We start from the raw sequence: 15,511 nt of genomic DNA on the forward strand, positions 1-15,511 counted from the left end.
GGAGGTGGTGGCGGAGTGGTCGTTCTCAGGCGCCGGTGGCGCGGGGGGTCGTGTGGAGGTTCCCGTACCGGCCGCCCCGGACCCGCGCGGGATCGAAGAGGGCGTCCAGACGGGCGACGTCGTCGGCGCTGAGCCGTACGGAGGTGGCCGCGAGGTTGGCGCGGACGTTGGCCGGGCGCCGGGTGCCGGGGATCGGGACGATGTCGTGGTGCCGGGCCAGCAGCCAGGCCAGCGCGATCTGGCCGGGTGTGTCGCCGGTGCTCGCGGCGAACCGCTCCAGTCCGTCCACGAGCCGCCGGTTGTGGTCGAGGTTCTCGCCCTGGAACTTCGGCAGCGTGGAACGGAAGTCGTCGGAGCCGAAGGTGGCGTCCCGGCCGATGGCTCCGGTGAGCATGCCGCGGCCCAGCGGGCTGTAGGGCACGAGGGTGATGCCGAGGCGGCGGCACTCCGGCAGCACCTCGGCCTCGACGCCGCGCTCCCACAGCGAGTACTCGCTCTGGAGGGCGGCGACGGGGTGGACCGCGTGGGCGCGCCGCAGGATCTCGGGGCCGACCTCGCTCAGGCCGATCGCCCGGACCTTGCCCTCGGCGACCAGGCCGGCCATGGCGCCCACGGTGTCCTCGACGGGCACGGACGGGTCGAGCCGGTGGTAGTAGTACAGGTCGATCCGGTCGGTGCCGAGCCGCCTCAGGCTGGCCTCGCAGGCGGCCCTGACGTACTCGGGGCGGCCGTCGAAGAAGCTGCCGCCCCCGGGGGCGGGGCGCGCGGAGAACTTGGTGGCGACGACGGCCCGGTCCCGGCGTCCGCGCAGGGCGCGTCCCAGCAGTTCCTCGTTGTGGCCGAAGCCGGCCACCGGGCGGCCGGGGACCGCGCTGCCGGCGCCGTAGTAGTCCGAGGTGTCCAGCAGTTCCACGCCGAGCTCGATCGCGTCCCGGATGACGGCGACCGAGGTGTCCGGGTCGGCGGCGCCGTAGAACTGGGACATCCCCATCAGGCCGAGCCCCACGGGGCGGACCGAGATGCCGGAGTCGCCCAGCGGGGTGCGGGCCGGGGGTGGGGGTGCGGTGGTGTCGGTCATGGGCCTGGGCCGCCTTGTCACACGAGCCCCTGCTTAAGAGGCCACTGGAACCTTACCTCTCCGACCATAAAGGTCCACTGGCCTCTTGTCGAACACCCGAGGCCCGCGAGTGACAGGTTTCACGTATGCCGGACACACTTCGCCGCGGCTTCGGCCGTGCGGTGGTACGGGTTACTGGACATGCGTCGACCTCTTCGTCCTGGGCGGCGAACGTGCCCGGGCACGCGAAACACCGGTCCCAGCGGTGGACGTGGGTCGCCAAGCGCGGCCTGGTCTCCGAGAAGTCGGGCACCTGCCTCGACGCCACCGGTCCCAGCTCCGTCAACGGCACCCCGTTGCAGATCTGGGCCTGCGCCTACTCCGACAACCAGCGCTGGCAGCTGCCCGCCGGGGTGCCGACCGGTCACATCGGCGGACTCGGCGGCAAGTGCGCCGACCTGGGCGGGTCCGGCTCGACCAACGCCGCCGGTACGGCCGTCCAGTTGAACACCTGCGGTACGGGAGTCTCGCAGGACTGGTCCGTCGCCGCCGACGGCACCGTGCAGGTCCTCGGCGACTGCATGGGGGTCGCGAACAACGGCACAGCCAGCGGTACGGCGGTCACGCTCCAGGTGTGCAACGGGAGCAACGGGCAGAAGTGGACGGCGGGTGCCGACGGCAGCCTCGTCAACACCTCGTCCGGCCGCTGCCTGGACGCCACCGACGCCAGCTCCGCCAACGGCACCAAGCTGCAGATCTGGACGTGCGGCGGCTCCGCGCAGCAGAAGTGGAGCCTGCCCGCGTCCGTCTGACACATATTCCGGTGGCCGGTTTCCGCTCTTCCCCCGACATGCTTGAAGGCGCAAAAATTCTGCCCGGCCGGCCACACACGATCGAATCAGTTGTGCCGACGTCTCCCCGGCGTCGGCACACACGAGAAAGGGTGGGTCGTATGTTCTCCCCCAAGGCGAAGCTCCGCACCGCAGCCGTCGTCGCGACCGCCGCCGCCGCCCTGATCGGCGTCGGCGCCGGAACGGCGAGCGCCTCGGACTGGCCCCCCTTGAAGTGGGGCGGTTACCTCTACACGGGCTACCATAACTCGGGCACCGAGACGGTGGTCGACCTCACCGACTTCGGCACGTGCCACAACCTGTCGAAGCCGGTCAACTCGCTGCTCATCGTCAGTGAGACGTCGTCCATCACGACGTACAGCGGGACGGACTGCACCGGCTACGCCTTCAAGAGCGGCGGACTGGCCCAGTTCGACTTCGGCCTGCCGCAGTTGAGCTACCGGGTGGTCCCCATCACCAACTGACCCGGCGCCGCAGGCAGCCGCCCGGCAGGCAGGCGTGCGCCGGACGGCCGGCTGACCCGGTGCGCCGTGCCCCACACCACCGAGGTGGGCACGGTGAGCCGGGTCAGCCGCGCATCCCGGGTCAGATCCGTCCGCCGGAGGGTACGCGGGGCGTCCCGGCCGGGTCGGTCGTCGAAGGGCGAGTCGGCCGTGGGGACGGCGATCGGCTCCGTTCTGTCACACATCCACAGCGCGTGTGCGCTTTTATGCCGCGGAACACCTAACACCTCAACGCGCTCGGTGTGCGGTAACTTCCGCGTCATCAGATGTGTCAGCTCGCGCAACGTCCCGTTGTCAGAGTCCCGGCGCGCTGCTCGTAAGACCCTGCTGGGGAGTCGACTTGACCCTGTACCAGGCCCACAGACGTGGGCTGCTCGTGCTCGGCACCGCTGTGGCGGCGCTGGCCTCGGTGTTCCCGGTTTCCGCGAACGCCGCCACCGGACACCCGCCGGACCCGGCCGTCCCGTTCGGGGCCCCCTCCGGCGCCGCACGGTCCGGCGCCCCGCGCACACTCACGCTGATCACCGGCGACAAGGTCGCCGTGACGGCCGGCGCCGGCGGACCCACCACGGTCACCGTGACCGACGCGCACGGCAGGGCGGCCGGCGCCCACGTCATGACCCAGGGCGAGCACACCTGGGTGTACCCGGACGCGGCACTGCCCTACGTGGCCTCCGGCGCGCTCGATCCCGCCCTCTTCGACGTGACCGGGCTCCTCGCGGACGGCTACGACGACGCGCACAGCGACCGGCTGCCGCTGATCGTGTCCTACACCGACGCGGCCTTCCGCTCCCGGGCCACCACCGTGCCGAAGGGCGCCCGCAGGACCCTCACCCTGGACAGCGTCCAGGGCGCCGCCCTGTCCGCGGACCACTCCTCGGCGTCCGTCTTCTGGAAGTCCCTGACCGGCGAGGCGGCGCACGGCGCCCGCGCGGCCTCCGGTTCGCTGGCCGGCGGCATCGCCAAGGTGTGGCTGGACGGCAAGGCCAAGGCCCTGCTCGCCGACAGCACCGCGCAGATCGGTGCCCCGAAGGTGTGGAAGGACGGTGACACCGGCCAGGGCGTGGACGTGGCCGTGCTCGACACCGGCGTCGACACCGGGCACCCGGACCTCGCCGGACAGATCTCCGCGTCCGCCAGCTTCGTGCCCGGCGAGAGCGTCGAGGACGGCAACGGCCACGGCACCCACGTCGCGTCGACCGTCGCGGGCACCGGCGCCGCCTCGGACGGCAGGGAGAAGGGTGTCGCCCCCGGGGCGTCGCTGCACATCGGCAAGGTGCTCGACGACAGCGGTTCCGGTCAGGACTCGTGGATCCTCGCCGGCATGGAATGGGCCGCCCGGGACCAGCACGCCAGGATCATCAGCATGAGCCTCGGCAGCGGTCCCTCCGACGGCACGGACCCGATGAGCCAGGCGGTGAACCGGCTCAGCGCCGAGACCGGCGCCCTGTTCGTGATCGCCGCGGGCAATTCGGGTCCGGGTCCGTCGTCGGTGAGTGCCCCCGGCGCAGCGGACGCGGCGCTGACGGTGGGCGCGGTGGACGGCTCCGACCGACTGGCGTCCTTCTCCAGCCGCGGCCCGCGGCTGGGCGACGGTGGCCTCAAGCCCGACCTCACCGCCCCTGGCGTCGACATCCTGGCGGCCCGGGCGGCCCGCAGTCCCGAGGGCGAGGGCCCCTACACATCCCTGAGCGGCACCTCCATGGCCACCCCGCACGTGGCCGGAGCCGCGGCCCTGCTGTCCCGCGAGCACCCCGGCTGGACGGGGCAGCAGCTCAAGGACGCCCTGGTCAGCACCACGGTGGCGACCTCGCGGTACAGCCCGTACGCCGCCGGTGCCGGACGGCTCGACGCCGCCGCGGCGGTGCACGGCACCCTGTACGCCACCGGTTCCGCCTTCGCCCGGCCGCGGTGGCCCTACCCGGACAGCGGCACGGTCCGCAGGGACGTCACCTACACCAACACCGGTGCCGCGCCCGTCAGGCTGGATCTGACGCTCGGTACTCCGGGCGCCCCGGCCGGCCTGTTCACCCTGACCGACTCGCGGGTGACCGTGCCCGCGCACGGCACCGCCACCGTGGGCGTGCTCACCCGTCTCGGGCCGGCGGCCGAGGACACCTCCTACAGTGGTTTCCTCGACGCCTCGGCGGCGGACGGCACCGCCCACGTGCGCACCACCGTCGGCGTGAACAAGGAGAGCCGCCGGGCGCTGCTGTCGGTCACGACGAAGGACCGCCACGGCGCGGGTCTGCCCGGTCAGCTCGTGCTCAAGGACATCACCCGCAACACGGTGCCGCAGGTCGTCGACATCGACGGCTCCGGCCGGCTGGACACCCGGCTGCGGCCCGGCACGTACGCGGCCTGGCTGTACGCCGACGTCCCCGGGCTGGACGACCCGCACTCGCTGTCCCGGGCGGTGCTCACCGCCCCCGAGGTCGTCGTCGACGGCGACCGGAGCCTGGTGCTCGACGCCTCCCGGCTGCGCAGGCTCACGGCCGTCACGCCGAAGCGGACGACGAACGCCTACGTCCGTCTCGACCAGTACCGCTCCTACCGGGACCTCGTGCCGTTCCACGAGGGCTACCAGCTCGAACCCTGGAAGTACGACAGCGTGTGGGTCACCCCGACACCGGAGGTGACCCGGGGTTCGTACACGTTCACCAGCCGCTGGCGCCAGGTCCAGCCGCGGTTGACCGTCGTGGCCGGCTCGCACACCTACGCCAGTGTGCTGCCGCAGACCATGTCCCCCAGCCTTCCCGAGGGCGCCGGCGGATACCGTGCCGTCGACGCGGGCACCGGCTCGGCCGACGACTTCGCCAGGGTGCACGCCGAGGGACGGGTGGCGGTCGTCCGGCGCGACGACGCGGTGACGCCGGTCGACCAGGCGAGGGCCGCCGCCTCGGCCGGCGCCCGGCTGCTGCTGATCGTCAACGACGGCACCGGACCGCTGGACGCCTGGGCCGACCTTCCCGAGGGTGCCCCGCTGCCGGTGGCGTCCGTCGGCACCGACGAGGGCCGTGACCTGCTCGCCCGCTTCCGGCACGGCGGGACGCCGGTCCTGAGGGTGACCTCCCACCCGTACCCGGACCACCTGTACGACCTGCTGCTGCGGCACGACGGGTCCGTCCCGCCCGACCTCACCTACCGGCCCGGCCCCGGCGACCTGGCCCGGATCGACGTGACCGACCGGGACACCCGGCAGGGCGAGGCCGTCGACATGCGCAGTGACGTCTCGCCCGACGGCACCTGGGCGGTCGGGACGCCGGTCACCGCGGTGCGGGCGCAGGGTTCCCACACGGCGTGGGTGACCGCCGGCCCGGACGCCGTCTGGGTGGACGCGGCGGCGGTGCCCGACCTGACGGAGACCGGCCCGGCCCGCTCCTACCGGCCGCGTGGGACGACCGAAGCCACCTGGTTCGGCGGCGTACAGCATCCGCGGCTGCTGGGCGACAGCGTCATCGACGTGCCGCCCGCGCGGGTGGGCGACCTCGTCGCCCTCTACGGCCTGCCCGCCTACGGCGACTCCGGCGGCCATGCGGGCAGCGCCTTCGACCCGGCGGCGACCGTCCGGGCCGCCCTCTACCAGGGCGACGAACTGCTCGCCGAAGGAGACGACCGGATCAGCGCCGAGGTGGCACCGGACACCCTCCCCTACCGTCTGGTGGCGGACACCACGCGTGACCTGCCCGGCCGTCCGTACTCGACGCGCACGCACACCGAGTGGGAGTTCCGCTCGGGGCACGCGGACGCGACGGCTCTGCACACGCTGCCCCTCGCGCAGCTCGACTACGCCGTGGCCACGGACCTGTCCGGCAGGGCGCGGCGGCGGACCGAGGTGACGGTCACCCCCTCGCACCTGGCCGGCGTCGCCGGGGGCCGGTTCGGGATCGTCACGCTCGACGTCTCCTACGACGACGGCGCGACCTGGCACCGGGCCGCCACGACGGGCCGGAGCCGGGGCGAGGGGACGCGTTTCCGTCTCGAGGCCCCGGCCGGAGCCCGGTTCGTGACGCTGCGGGCGTCCGCCCGGGACGGAGCGGGCAGCGGCGTGACCCAGACCGTGGTCCGGGCGTTCGGCCTGAAGTAGGACACCTTCCGGCACAAGCCATGTGCCCGCACCGAGACTCCCGGTGCGGGCCGACGGCCCCGCCTTCCGTCCGATGACTTACCCGCGCGTCCCGCTCGCCGCTTCCGCGGGAAACACGGCAGTCAAACGACGGACGCACTTCGCCTGACTTACAGCCACATTGGGAGGCATACCGGAGAAACCGCACCTTTCACGAAGGAAGAAACATGTCTCGTACATGGTTGATCACCGGCGCGTCCCGAGGCTTCGGCCGCGCCCTCGCGGAGGCGGTCCTGGAGGCGGGTGACCGGCTGGTGGCGACGGCCCGCCGTCCGGAGCAACTGGAGCCCCTCGTCACCCTGTACGGCGACCGGGTGCTGCCGGTGGCCCTGGACGTCACCGACGTCGCCGCCGCCCGGCGCGCCGTCCAGTCGGCCGTCGACGTCTTCGGCACGCTCGACGTGGTGGTGAACAACGCCGGGTACGCCAACAGCGCTCCCATCGAGGAGATGGCGGAGGACGACTTCCGCGCCCAGTTCGAGGCGAACTTCTTCGGTGTCGTCAACGTCACCCGTGCCGCCCTGCCGGTGCTGCGCGCGCAGCGCTCGGGCACGTTCGTGCAGTTCTCCTCGCTCGGCGGCCGGGTCGGCGGCACCCCCGGCATGGGCGCCTACCAGAGCGCGAAGTTCGCCGTGGAGGGCTTCTCGGAGGTCCTGGCGAACGAGGTGGCCCCGTTCGGCGTCAGGGTCGTCATCGTCGAGCCGGGCGCCTTCCGCACCGACTGGCAGGGCTCCTCGATGGAGCTGCACGCCGTGGGTCCCGACTACGAGGAGACCGTCGGCGCCATGAACAAGTACCGGTCGGAGAACAACGGCACACAGCCCGGCGACCCGGTCCGCGCCGCCAAGGTCCTCATCGACGTCGTGAACGACGACGACCCGCCGCGTCGGCTCCTGCTCGGCGCCGCGGCCGTGACCGCGGCCCTGGAAGCGGGCGAGGCCCGCGCCGTAGAGACCCGCAAGTGGGCCGCGGCCAGCGCCGCCGCGGACTTCCCGGCCTAGGCACGTCCGGGGCCGTACCCCTCCCGGCCGACCCGGCGCCTCCGGTGCCCGGCCTCCGGGGCCGCCCCGTCCTCCTCCGTTCCGTCTTCTGCCCCTCGCACACGTCATCCCGAAGGGAAACACATCATGTCCCCCAAGACCTGGCTCATCACCGGCGCCTCCAGCGGGCTCGGCAAGGCTCTGGCCGAACACGTCCTGGCCAGCGGCGACCAGGTGGTGGCGACCGCCAGCTCGACCGCGGCCACCACCGAGCTGGCCTCCCGGTACCCGCAGACCGCACTGGCGGTGAAGCTGGACGTCACCCTGCCCGCGGACCGCGAGAACGCGGTGCGGGCCGCCGAGGAGCGCTTCGGTGGCATCGACATCCTGGTCAACAACGCCGCGATCGACTTCGTCGGCGCCCTGGAGGAGCAGGAGGAGAGCGACTACCGCCGTATGTTCGAGGTCAACTTCTTCGGCGCGGTCGAACTCACCCGCGCGGTGCTGCCCGGCATGCGCGCCCGGCGCAGCGGCACCGTCGTCAACATCTCCTCGATGGACGGCCTGGCCAGTCTCCCCGCCAACGGCTACTACTCGGCCACCAAGTTCGCGCTGGAGGGCTTCACCGAGTCGCTCTGGCAGGAGATCGAGCCCATCGGCCTGCACGCGGTGATCGTCCAGCCCGGTTCCTTCCGCACCGGGATCGAGAACCGGACGAAGGTCTCCGGCGAGGCCATCGCCGACTACTCCGCCACGGCCGGGGTCTTCCGCACCATGATGGGCAGCCTCACCCCGGAGATGTTCCCCGGCGACCCCGAGCGGGCCGCCGAGGTGATCCGGCAGGCCGTGACCGCCCCCGAGCCGCCCCACTGGGTGGTCCTGGGCAGCGACGCCCAGCGCCGCATCGGCGCCAAGCTCGACCAGCTGCGCGCCGAGTTCGACGCCGGCAAGGAGCGGGCGTTCAGCACGGACTTCCCGGGGGCCGCCGACAACGCGGTGCTCTGAAGCCGGCGCGTCGCCCCCCGGCGACCGCGAGAGGCGCACTCGAGGTGGTCGTCCCGACCCCGGGTGCGCCTCTCGCCGTATCCGGCGCCCCGCCCCTTGGCGCGTCCGCGCCGGTCGACCCCACCGCCCACCCCGGCCTGCTGGACGGCGACGGCACCTACCAGATGCCCACCGCCTGCTACCTGGTGCAGGGCGAGGGCTGCACCGTGCTGGTGGACGCCGGCACCGGCCCGGTGCGACTTGAGTTCATCGCGGTCGGCGGTGCGCTGCCCGACGAACTCGCCGGGTTCGCCGTGGCGCTCGCGCCGGCGCCGGAGGGCGGCCTCTCGCGCACCGTCATGGAAGCCGCCCGCGCGGCCGGCGTCCTGGAGCCCGTCGAGGGGGACACCGTGGCGACAGCCCCCGGTGTCCGCCGGGGCGGGGACGGCCCCTGCTGGGTGAACGCGTGAGCCGGGGCTGTCCACGGACAGCCCGGAACGCCGCGCCGGCGGCAGGTGGTCGGGGCCACCTGCCGCCGTCGGCGGTCTCTGTCTGTGGTGCGTCTGCTGTGTGCGGGTCGCTCCGGAGGTCAGACGGTGATCGTCTTGTACTCGGTGTAGGTGCCGAGGCCGACCGTGCCGTACTCGCGGCCGATGCCGCTGGCCTTGAACCCGCCGAACGGGCCGTCGAAGGCGACGGAGGCGCCGTTGACCGTGACGGTGCCGGTGCGGACACGGCGGGCGACCGCCAGGGCGTGCTCCTCGTCGGAGGACCAGACGCCGCCGGAGAGGCCGTACTCGGAGTCGTTGGCGATGCGGACCGCGTCGTCCTCGTCGTCGTAGGCGATGACGACCAGGACCGGGCCGAAGATCTCCTCCTGCGCGATCCGCATGGAGTTGTCGACGTCGGCGAAGAGGGTGGGGGTGACGTAGTTGCCCTTCTCCAGGCCCTCGGGGACCTGCGGGCCGCCGGTGACCAGGCGGGCGCCCTCCTCGATGCCGAGCTGGATGTAGTTGCGCACCCGCTGCTGCTGGTCGGGGCGGATCATGGGGCCGATGAAGGTGTCGGGTTCGTTCGGGTCGCCGACCTTCAGCGACTCCATCAGCTCCTTCAGCGCGGTCACGACCTCCTCGTACCGGCTGCGGGGAGCCAGGATCCTGGTCTGGGCGATGCACGACTCGCCGTTGTTGAGCAGGGAGCCGAACTTCAGGCCCGCGACCGCCTTCTCGACGTCGGCGTCCGGCAGGATGATGGCGGCGGACTTGCCGCCCAGCTCCAGACTGACCCGCTTGAGCTGCTCGCCGGCGAGGGAGGCGATGCGGCGGCCGGCGCGCGTGGATCCGGTGAAGGCGATCTTGTCGACGTCCGGGTGCCTGACCAGGTACTCGCTGGTCTCCCGGTCGGCGGGCAGGACGCTGATGACACCCTCGGGCAGGCCCACCTGCTCCAGCAGCTCGGCGAGGAAGCCCATGCTCGGGGAGTTCTCCGGGGAGACCTTCAGGACCACGGAGTTGCCGGCCACCAGCGCCGGGATGATCTTGGAGGTGGCGGAGGAGAAGGGCGAGTTCCACGGGATGATCGCGGCCACCACGCCGACCGCTTCACGGCGCACCACGCTGCGCACGGGGGACGCCGGGTCCGACGGGGCGAACGTCTCCTCCCAGCCGAACTCCTCCGCGGCCTTCAGGTAGGCGTTGGCCTGCCGGGTGAGACCGGGCTGTCCGGCGCGGGTGAACCAGCCGGCCGAGCCGTTCTCCAGGGTGATCAGGGCGGCGATCTTCTCCGCGTTCTCCTCGCGCAGCGCGTTGAACCGGCGCAGGAGCGCGATCCGCTCCGCCGGCGGGGTCAGCCGCCACTCCCCCTCGTCGAAGGACTTGCGTGCCGCGGCGACCGCGCGGTCGATGTCGGCGGGCTGCGCCTGGGCGGCGCGGGCGACCACCGACTGGTCGTGCGGCGAGGCGATGTCGAGCAGCTCCGGGTTGCTCGGCTCGACCCAGGACCCACCGATGAAAAGCCGGTCATACGTGATCATGCGCTTTCTCTTTTCCGTGCTCTCGGTCGTTCGGACCTCTCGTCCAACCGCCACTTCAATGTAGCACTTCTGTTGGTTAGGTGCACATAGACGTGGTGACAAAACTCAGATAGGCCTCAGTGGAGGTACTCTTAAGGGATGAGAGCCGACGCTGCACGCAACCTGGAAACAGTCCTGACCACCGGAGCGCGCATGCTCGCCGCCGACCCCGGCGCGAGCATCGCGAGCATCGCCGCCGAGGCGGGTGTGGACAGGCGCACCGTCTACCGGCGCTTCGCCTGCCGCGAGGAGCTCCTCGCGGCCATCTACGAATCGCGTGTCACGGCCATCGAGCGGGCCATCGAGGACGCGCGGCTGCGCGAGGCACCCGTCGCCGTGGCCCTGCACCGCTACGTCGAGAACATCATCACCGTCAACCGCACGTGGCCCGTCGACCTCACCCGCATGCTCGCCGACGACACCATCCGCCGGCGCCGGGACGCCTGTATCGCCGAGGTCGACGCCTTTCTCCGCAGGGCCACCGACGAGGGGCTCCTGCGCCGGGACCAGCCGGAGGGATGGGCAGCACCGCTGCTGCCCGAGCTGGTGCACCTGGCATCGCACCAGCAGAGGCACCTGGCTCCCGGAAAGGCCGCCGACGTGGTGGTCGACACCTTTCTGCACGGCGTCGGAGCGTCCTGAGGCGGAGATCCGGACGGTGACATGGCTCGGGCCCGGCGGGAACACGTCCCACCGGGCCCGGCGTCCGTCGCAGGAGCTAGGTATAAAACTGCCGGACGTTGTTGACACCTGGGTCTCCGCCCACTATGGAGACCTGACATGCCCCCTTCCGCCAGTACAGCAGCAGGACCGCCAGGCCCAACGTTCATCCGCCGCCGCGTCGGCGTCTCGGACCGTGCATGCTCTCTCCAGTGTGAGACGGGTGGGACGAACCGCCGCGGTCGTCGCGACACGGGCGGGCCGGCCGGCGAGCACGCCTGCCGTGACACCTTCGAAGGGCCGACGGCCGTCTCGCCAACGTGCACCCTGTCACATGCGATCAACACCGGACACACGTTCAGCTCCGTGCGTGATCACATGTTCACCGGCCGGGCGGCGGAACGTCCGTTGTCTGCGGCGATGTCGGCATTGCGGGCCGCTCCGGGTGTGAACTCCGGTGCCCTGTCGGAGCGTTCACCAGGTGTCAGCGCTTGCGTCACCCGCTCCTGGGCGGCATCTGGATCCTGCATACCTTCCCGGCGCTGGTCGGCGGCCTGTTCACCCGCTGGTTCCACCGCTGGGCGTTGCTCGCCGGCTGGGCGGTCGGCATGATCCACGGCACGGCCGCGGCCTACGGCGTGGCCTCGCCGACGCAGAAGCACTTCGGCGGCTCCGCGAAGGAGATCCCCGGCATCGGGGAGATCGGCTACATCGCCCTGGACACTCGCTCACACCATCCCCGTCACACTCGTTCACAGGGGGGCCTCGGCTACGTGTATCCGTCCTCTTCGCCGGGAGAGCACGGCTGCGCACACATAGGCTCGGAAGGTGAAGGCACGAGGCGGGTCCGGTGGGAAAGGGAGTGGGGCGCCGTGGAGTCGCTCGTAACGATGATCGGCCGGGACGACGAACTGCGGCAGCTGTCCGCGTTCGTGACGGCCGTGGAAAGGCAGGCCCTCGTCCTCAGAGGGGAGACGGGGGTGGGCAAGAGCGCCTTGCTCGACCATGTCGCCCGGCTGGCAGCGCAGGCGGGCCACGAGGTGATCCGGACCGCAGGGGTCGAGGCGGAGTCCGGACTGCCGTTCTCGGGCCTGCACCAGCTGGTCCACCCCCTGCTCCCCGCCGTCGACGGCCTGGACCAGGTGCATCGCGGTGTGTTCGACACCGTCTTCGGGCGCAGTGCCGGAAAGCCACCCTCCGTGATGTCGCTCGGCATCGCCGTCCTCGACCTGCTGTCCCTGGCCTCCTCGGCGAAGCCCCTGCTGCTGGTGCTCGACGACGGCCAGTGGCTGGACGCCTCCAGCGTCGCGGTGATCGGGTTCGTGGGGCGCCGACTCACCGGCAGCTCGGTGAAGCTCGTCGTCGGCCTGCGCTCGGACGTGGCGTCGGGTTTCGACACCGCCGCCCTGCCGGAACTGCCGGTCAGGTCCCTTGCCGACGAGGCCGCGCGGCGACTGCTCGACCTGCGCCGGCCCGGCCTGGACACGCACGTCAGCCGTCTGGTGCTGGACCAGGCCCGGGGCAACCCGCTGGCGCTGCTCGAACTCTCCGCCCACCTCGACGGCGACCGCACGGGAGCCGGGGCCGCCCAGCTCCTCGGCTCACCCGACGCCGCGGTGCCGCTGCCGGTGCCCCGGCGTCTGCAACACGTGTACGGCACCCGGATCAGAGCCCTCGGTGACGACGTGCGTCAGGAGCTGCTGCGCGGCGCTCTCGACGGTGTCGGGGCGACACCGGGAACCGTGCCCGCGCCCGGATCGAGGCGTTACCGCATGCGTGACGCCGAAGAGGCGTTGGAGGCGGGCCTGTTGGGCATCGACCCGGTCAGCGGCGACTTCGTCTTCCGGCACCCGCTGGTGCGTTCCACCGTGGTCCAGACGGCGACGCCCAATGAGCGCCGGGCCGCCCACGCGGCCCTCGCGCGCGTGCACCGTGACGACGTGGAGAGGAGCGCCACGCACCTGGCGGCCGCGGCGGTCGACCCGGACGAGGAGGTGGCGGCCGCGCTGGAGGCGGCGGCCGACTCCGCGACCCGGCGCGGCAGCGCCGTGGCCGCCGTGGCCTGGCTGACCCGGGCCGCGGAGCTGAGCGAGAACCGCGAGGACCGGTCCCGCCGGCTCGGTGACGCGGCCTTCGCCGCCGGACACGCAGGGCTCTTCGACCAGGCCCAGCGCCTCATCCGCTCCGATCACGCGGCGGGCGCGGACGAGCCCCCCGCCTCCGTGGTGACATCGGCCTATCTGGCGTTCTTCGAGGACGGGGACGTACGGCACTCGCACCGCCAGGTGGTCACGGCGATCAAGACCCTGCGCGAGCGTGAGCCGGGCAGGGCGTCCGACGTGCTCACCCGGCTGGTGAACCTGCTGCTCGCGATCGACCAGTACGCGGGCGACCCCGCCCAGTGGGAGGAGACCCGAGCGTTGCTCGGCTCGCCGGGCGATCCGGTTCCGTCGCGCTCGCTGATCTACCGGGACGCGTGGGGCGACGTGGTCCGGCACGGTGCCGGTGTGGCGGAGCGGGTGGAACGTGAGTTCACCGATCTGTCGGGCATGGAACCCTGGGACATCACCCGGCTGTCGGTCGCCGCCTACCACGTGGACACGCTCAGCCAGTACCGGCCGCTCCTCCAGCGCACCGTCGACCGCGAGGCCGAGACGGGCTTCGTCCGCAACAGCATGACCATGCTGCACCTGATCATGCTCGACCAGATGGCGGTCGGCGAGTGGGACGAGGCCGAGCGGACCGGACAGCGCGACCTGGAGCTGACGTCGTCCCACGGATACGCGTTGCTCGCCCAGCACACACGTGCGTATCTGGGGCTGCTGGCCGCGATGCGCGGCCAGACCGAACGCGCCCGGGAACTCCAGGCCACCGTCGACGCCTGGGCCCGCCCCCGCAGCGTCGGCTTCCTCACCCAGATCGCCGACGCCATCGGCACCGCCGCCGCCCTCAGCGAAGGCGACTACGAAGCCGCCTACCTCCACGCCATCGGCATCAGGCGGAGCTGACGTGGCAGGAACGCCGGATCGCCGATCTCGCCGCCATCGGCCTGACCAACAAGGAGATCGGCGCGCGGATGCACCTGTCGCCGCGCACGGTCAGCTCCCACCTCTACCGGGTCTTCCCGAAGCTGGGCATCACCTCCCGCGCCGCCCTGCGCGACGCCCTGGCCAGGCTGGAGGAGGACACCTGAGGTGAAAAGTCGTGCCGAACGACGGCCGTGAGTGTCACCTCAGTCGAATGACTTAGGTGCCCGGATTCCGTACCGCGGACGAGGTGTCGGCCGTCACGGTGGCGGATGTGGTGGCCGGGGTCGCCACCTGCGCCGCCGTAGCGGAACGCCGGGCATCGCGGGAGGCAGTCCACCCACCGGGCCCTGTCACCGCATCGGACCGTCATGTGACTGATGTGTCCTGATTCGCGACAGACGAGAGTATGTGCCGCCGGTCCGGCCACGGAAAGGAGACGGTCTCCGTCCCCCTTCCGACCACCGGGAACGTCCTCGCGTCACCTGTTTGACAGGTGACGGGTCGTGTGCGAGGGTCATCGCGCCAACAGTCGCAGTGATCCCGTACCGCCGATGCGAGCGAAGGTTCCCCGGGCACGGACGGGTCATCGAACACGCACGACGGAGGGTTTCAGATGATCAACAGGCGTACTTTCAGCAAGGCCGTCGGCCTGGGCACCGGCGCGGCCGCCATCTCCCTGTCCGGCCTGCAGAACCAGGCGTCCGCCGCCACCTCGCACCAGGCGAGCGGCAGGCCCGTCCCCACCGTGCCCACCATCACCCCGGGCACGCACACCACTTTCCCCGCGCTGAAGCAGGTCAAGGCGGGCGTCCTCGACATCGGCTACGCCGAGGCCGGCCCGGCGCACGGCCCGGTGGTCATCCTGCTGCACGGCTGGCGGTCTTCGCCGGCTTCGACTGGGGCTCGCGCACCGCCGACATCATCGCCGCCCTGTGGCCCGAGCGCGTCAAGGCCCTGGTCTCCACCAGCGGTTACGTCATCACCAACGTCAAGGCGCAGCTGGCGCCCGCCGCCCCGGCCGTCGAACACCTCTGGTGGTACGAGTGGTACTTCGCCACCCCCCGCGGCAAGCAGGCCCTGGAGGACGTCAAGGACCGCATACCGCTGTGCCGCTACGTGTGGACCCTGGTCTCCCCCAACTGGAACTTCTCCGACGCCACCTTCGACCGCACCGCCCAGGCCTTCCACAACCCCGACTACGCCGCCATCGTCCTCTACAACTACCGCTGGCGCATCGGCCTGATCGAGGG

At 71.9% G+C, this 15,511-nt stretch carries 9 protein-coding genes and 2 pseudogenes; 9 read left to right on the top strand and 2 right to left on the bottom strand.

The features are described 5' to 3' along the window. Positions 1–25: 25 nt before the first annotated feature. Positions 26–1,078, bottom strand: coding sequence for an aldo/keto reductase (locus OO52_RS23875; RefSeq protein ID WP_051854388.1), 1,053 nt, complete (start codon positions 1,076–1,078; stop codon positions 26–28). A gap of 212 nt (positions 1,079–1,290) precedes the next feature. Between OO52_RS23875 and OO52_RS23880 the strand changes: the two genes are divergently transcribed. The 6 genes from OO52_RS23880 (at position 1,291) to OO52_RS23905 (ending at position 8,971) form a co-directional block, all read left to right on the top strand. Further along, positions 1,291–1,869, top strand: a complete 579-nt coding sequence (locus tag OO52_RS23880) for an RICIN domain-containing protein (RefSeq protein ID WP_051818518.1) — start codon at positions 1,291–1,293, stop codon at positions 1,867–1,869. A gap of 140 nt (positions 1,870–2,009) precedes the next feature. After that, positions 2,010–2,372: a hypothetical protein gene (locus OO52_RS23885; RefSeq protein WP_030646251.1), complete on the top strand. Its 363-nt coding sequence runs from the start codon at positions 2,010–2,012 to the stop codon at positions 2,370–2,372. Positions 2,373–2,751: 379 nt separating this feature from the next. Next, entirely contained in the window at positions 2,752–6,498 is a 3,747-nt protein-coding gene (locus OO52_RS23890; RefSeq protein ID WP_234339707.1) for a S8 family serine peptidase, read from the top strand. Between the two features lie 206 nt (positions 6,499–6,704). Beyond that, the gene (locus tag OO52_RS23895) at positions 6,705–7,538 is read left to right on the top strand and encodes an oxidoreductase (RefSeq protein ID WP_030646239.1); all 834 of its coding nucleotides are present in this window, start codon (positions 6,705–6,707) and stop codon (positions 7,536–7,538) included. Between the two features lie 126 nt (positions 7,539–7,664). Then, positions 7,665–8,522 carry an oxidoreductase gene (locus tag OO52_RS23900; protein WP_030646237.1) on the top strand — a complete coding sequence of 286 codons (858 nt, stop codon included), beginning with the start codon at positions 7,665–7,667 and terminating at the stop codon, positions 8,520–8,522. A gap of 44 nt (positions 8,523–8,566) precedes the next feature. Next, positions 8,567–8,971, top strand: a complete 405-nt coding sequence (locus OO52_RS23905) for a hypothetical protein (protein WP_030646236.1) — start codon at positions 8,567–8,569, stop codon at positions 8,969–8,971. A gap of 119 nt (positions 8,972–9,090) precedes the next feature. Here OO52_RS23905 and OO52_RS23910 read toward each other — a convergent pair whose 3' ends face one another. Continuing rightward, positions 9,091–10,533 carry an aldehyde dehydrogenase gene (locus OO52_RS23910; protein ID WP_030646235.1) on the bottom strand — a complete coding sequence of 481 codons (1,443 nt, stop codon included), beginning with the start codon at positions 10,531–10,533 and terminating at the stop codon, positions 9,091–9,093. Positions 10,534–10,725: 192 nt separating this feature from the next. Between OO52_RS23910 and OO52_RS23915 the strand changes: the two genes are divergently transcribed. The 3 genes and pseudogenes from OO52_RS23915 to OO52_RS52905 form a co-directional block, all read left to right on the top strand. Beyond that, positions 10,726–11,214 carry a TetR family transcriptional regulator gene (locus tag OO52_RS23915; protein ID WP_030646234.1) on the top strand — a complete coding sequence of 163 codons (489 nt, stop codon included), beginning with the start codon at positions 10,726–10,728 and terminating at the stop codon, positions 11,212–11,214. 908 nt (positions 11,215–12,122) lie between these two features. Beyond that, a pseudogene (locus OO52_RS23920) lies at positions 12,123–14,425 on the top strand (ATP-binding protein). 449 nt (positions 14,426–14,874) lie between these two features. Continuing rightward, positions 14,875–15,511 (top strand): annotated as a pseudogene (locus OO52_RS52905) (twin-arginine translocation signal domain-containing protein); the annotation flags it as partial.

Origin of the sequence: Streptomyces flaveolus (assembly GCF_000716535.1) — a bacterium.
GTDB lineage: Bacteria > Actinomycetota > Actinomycetes > Streptomycetales > Streptomycetaceae > Streptomyces > Streptomyces flaveolus_A.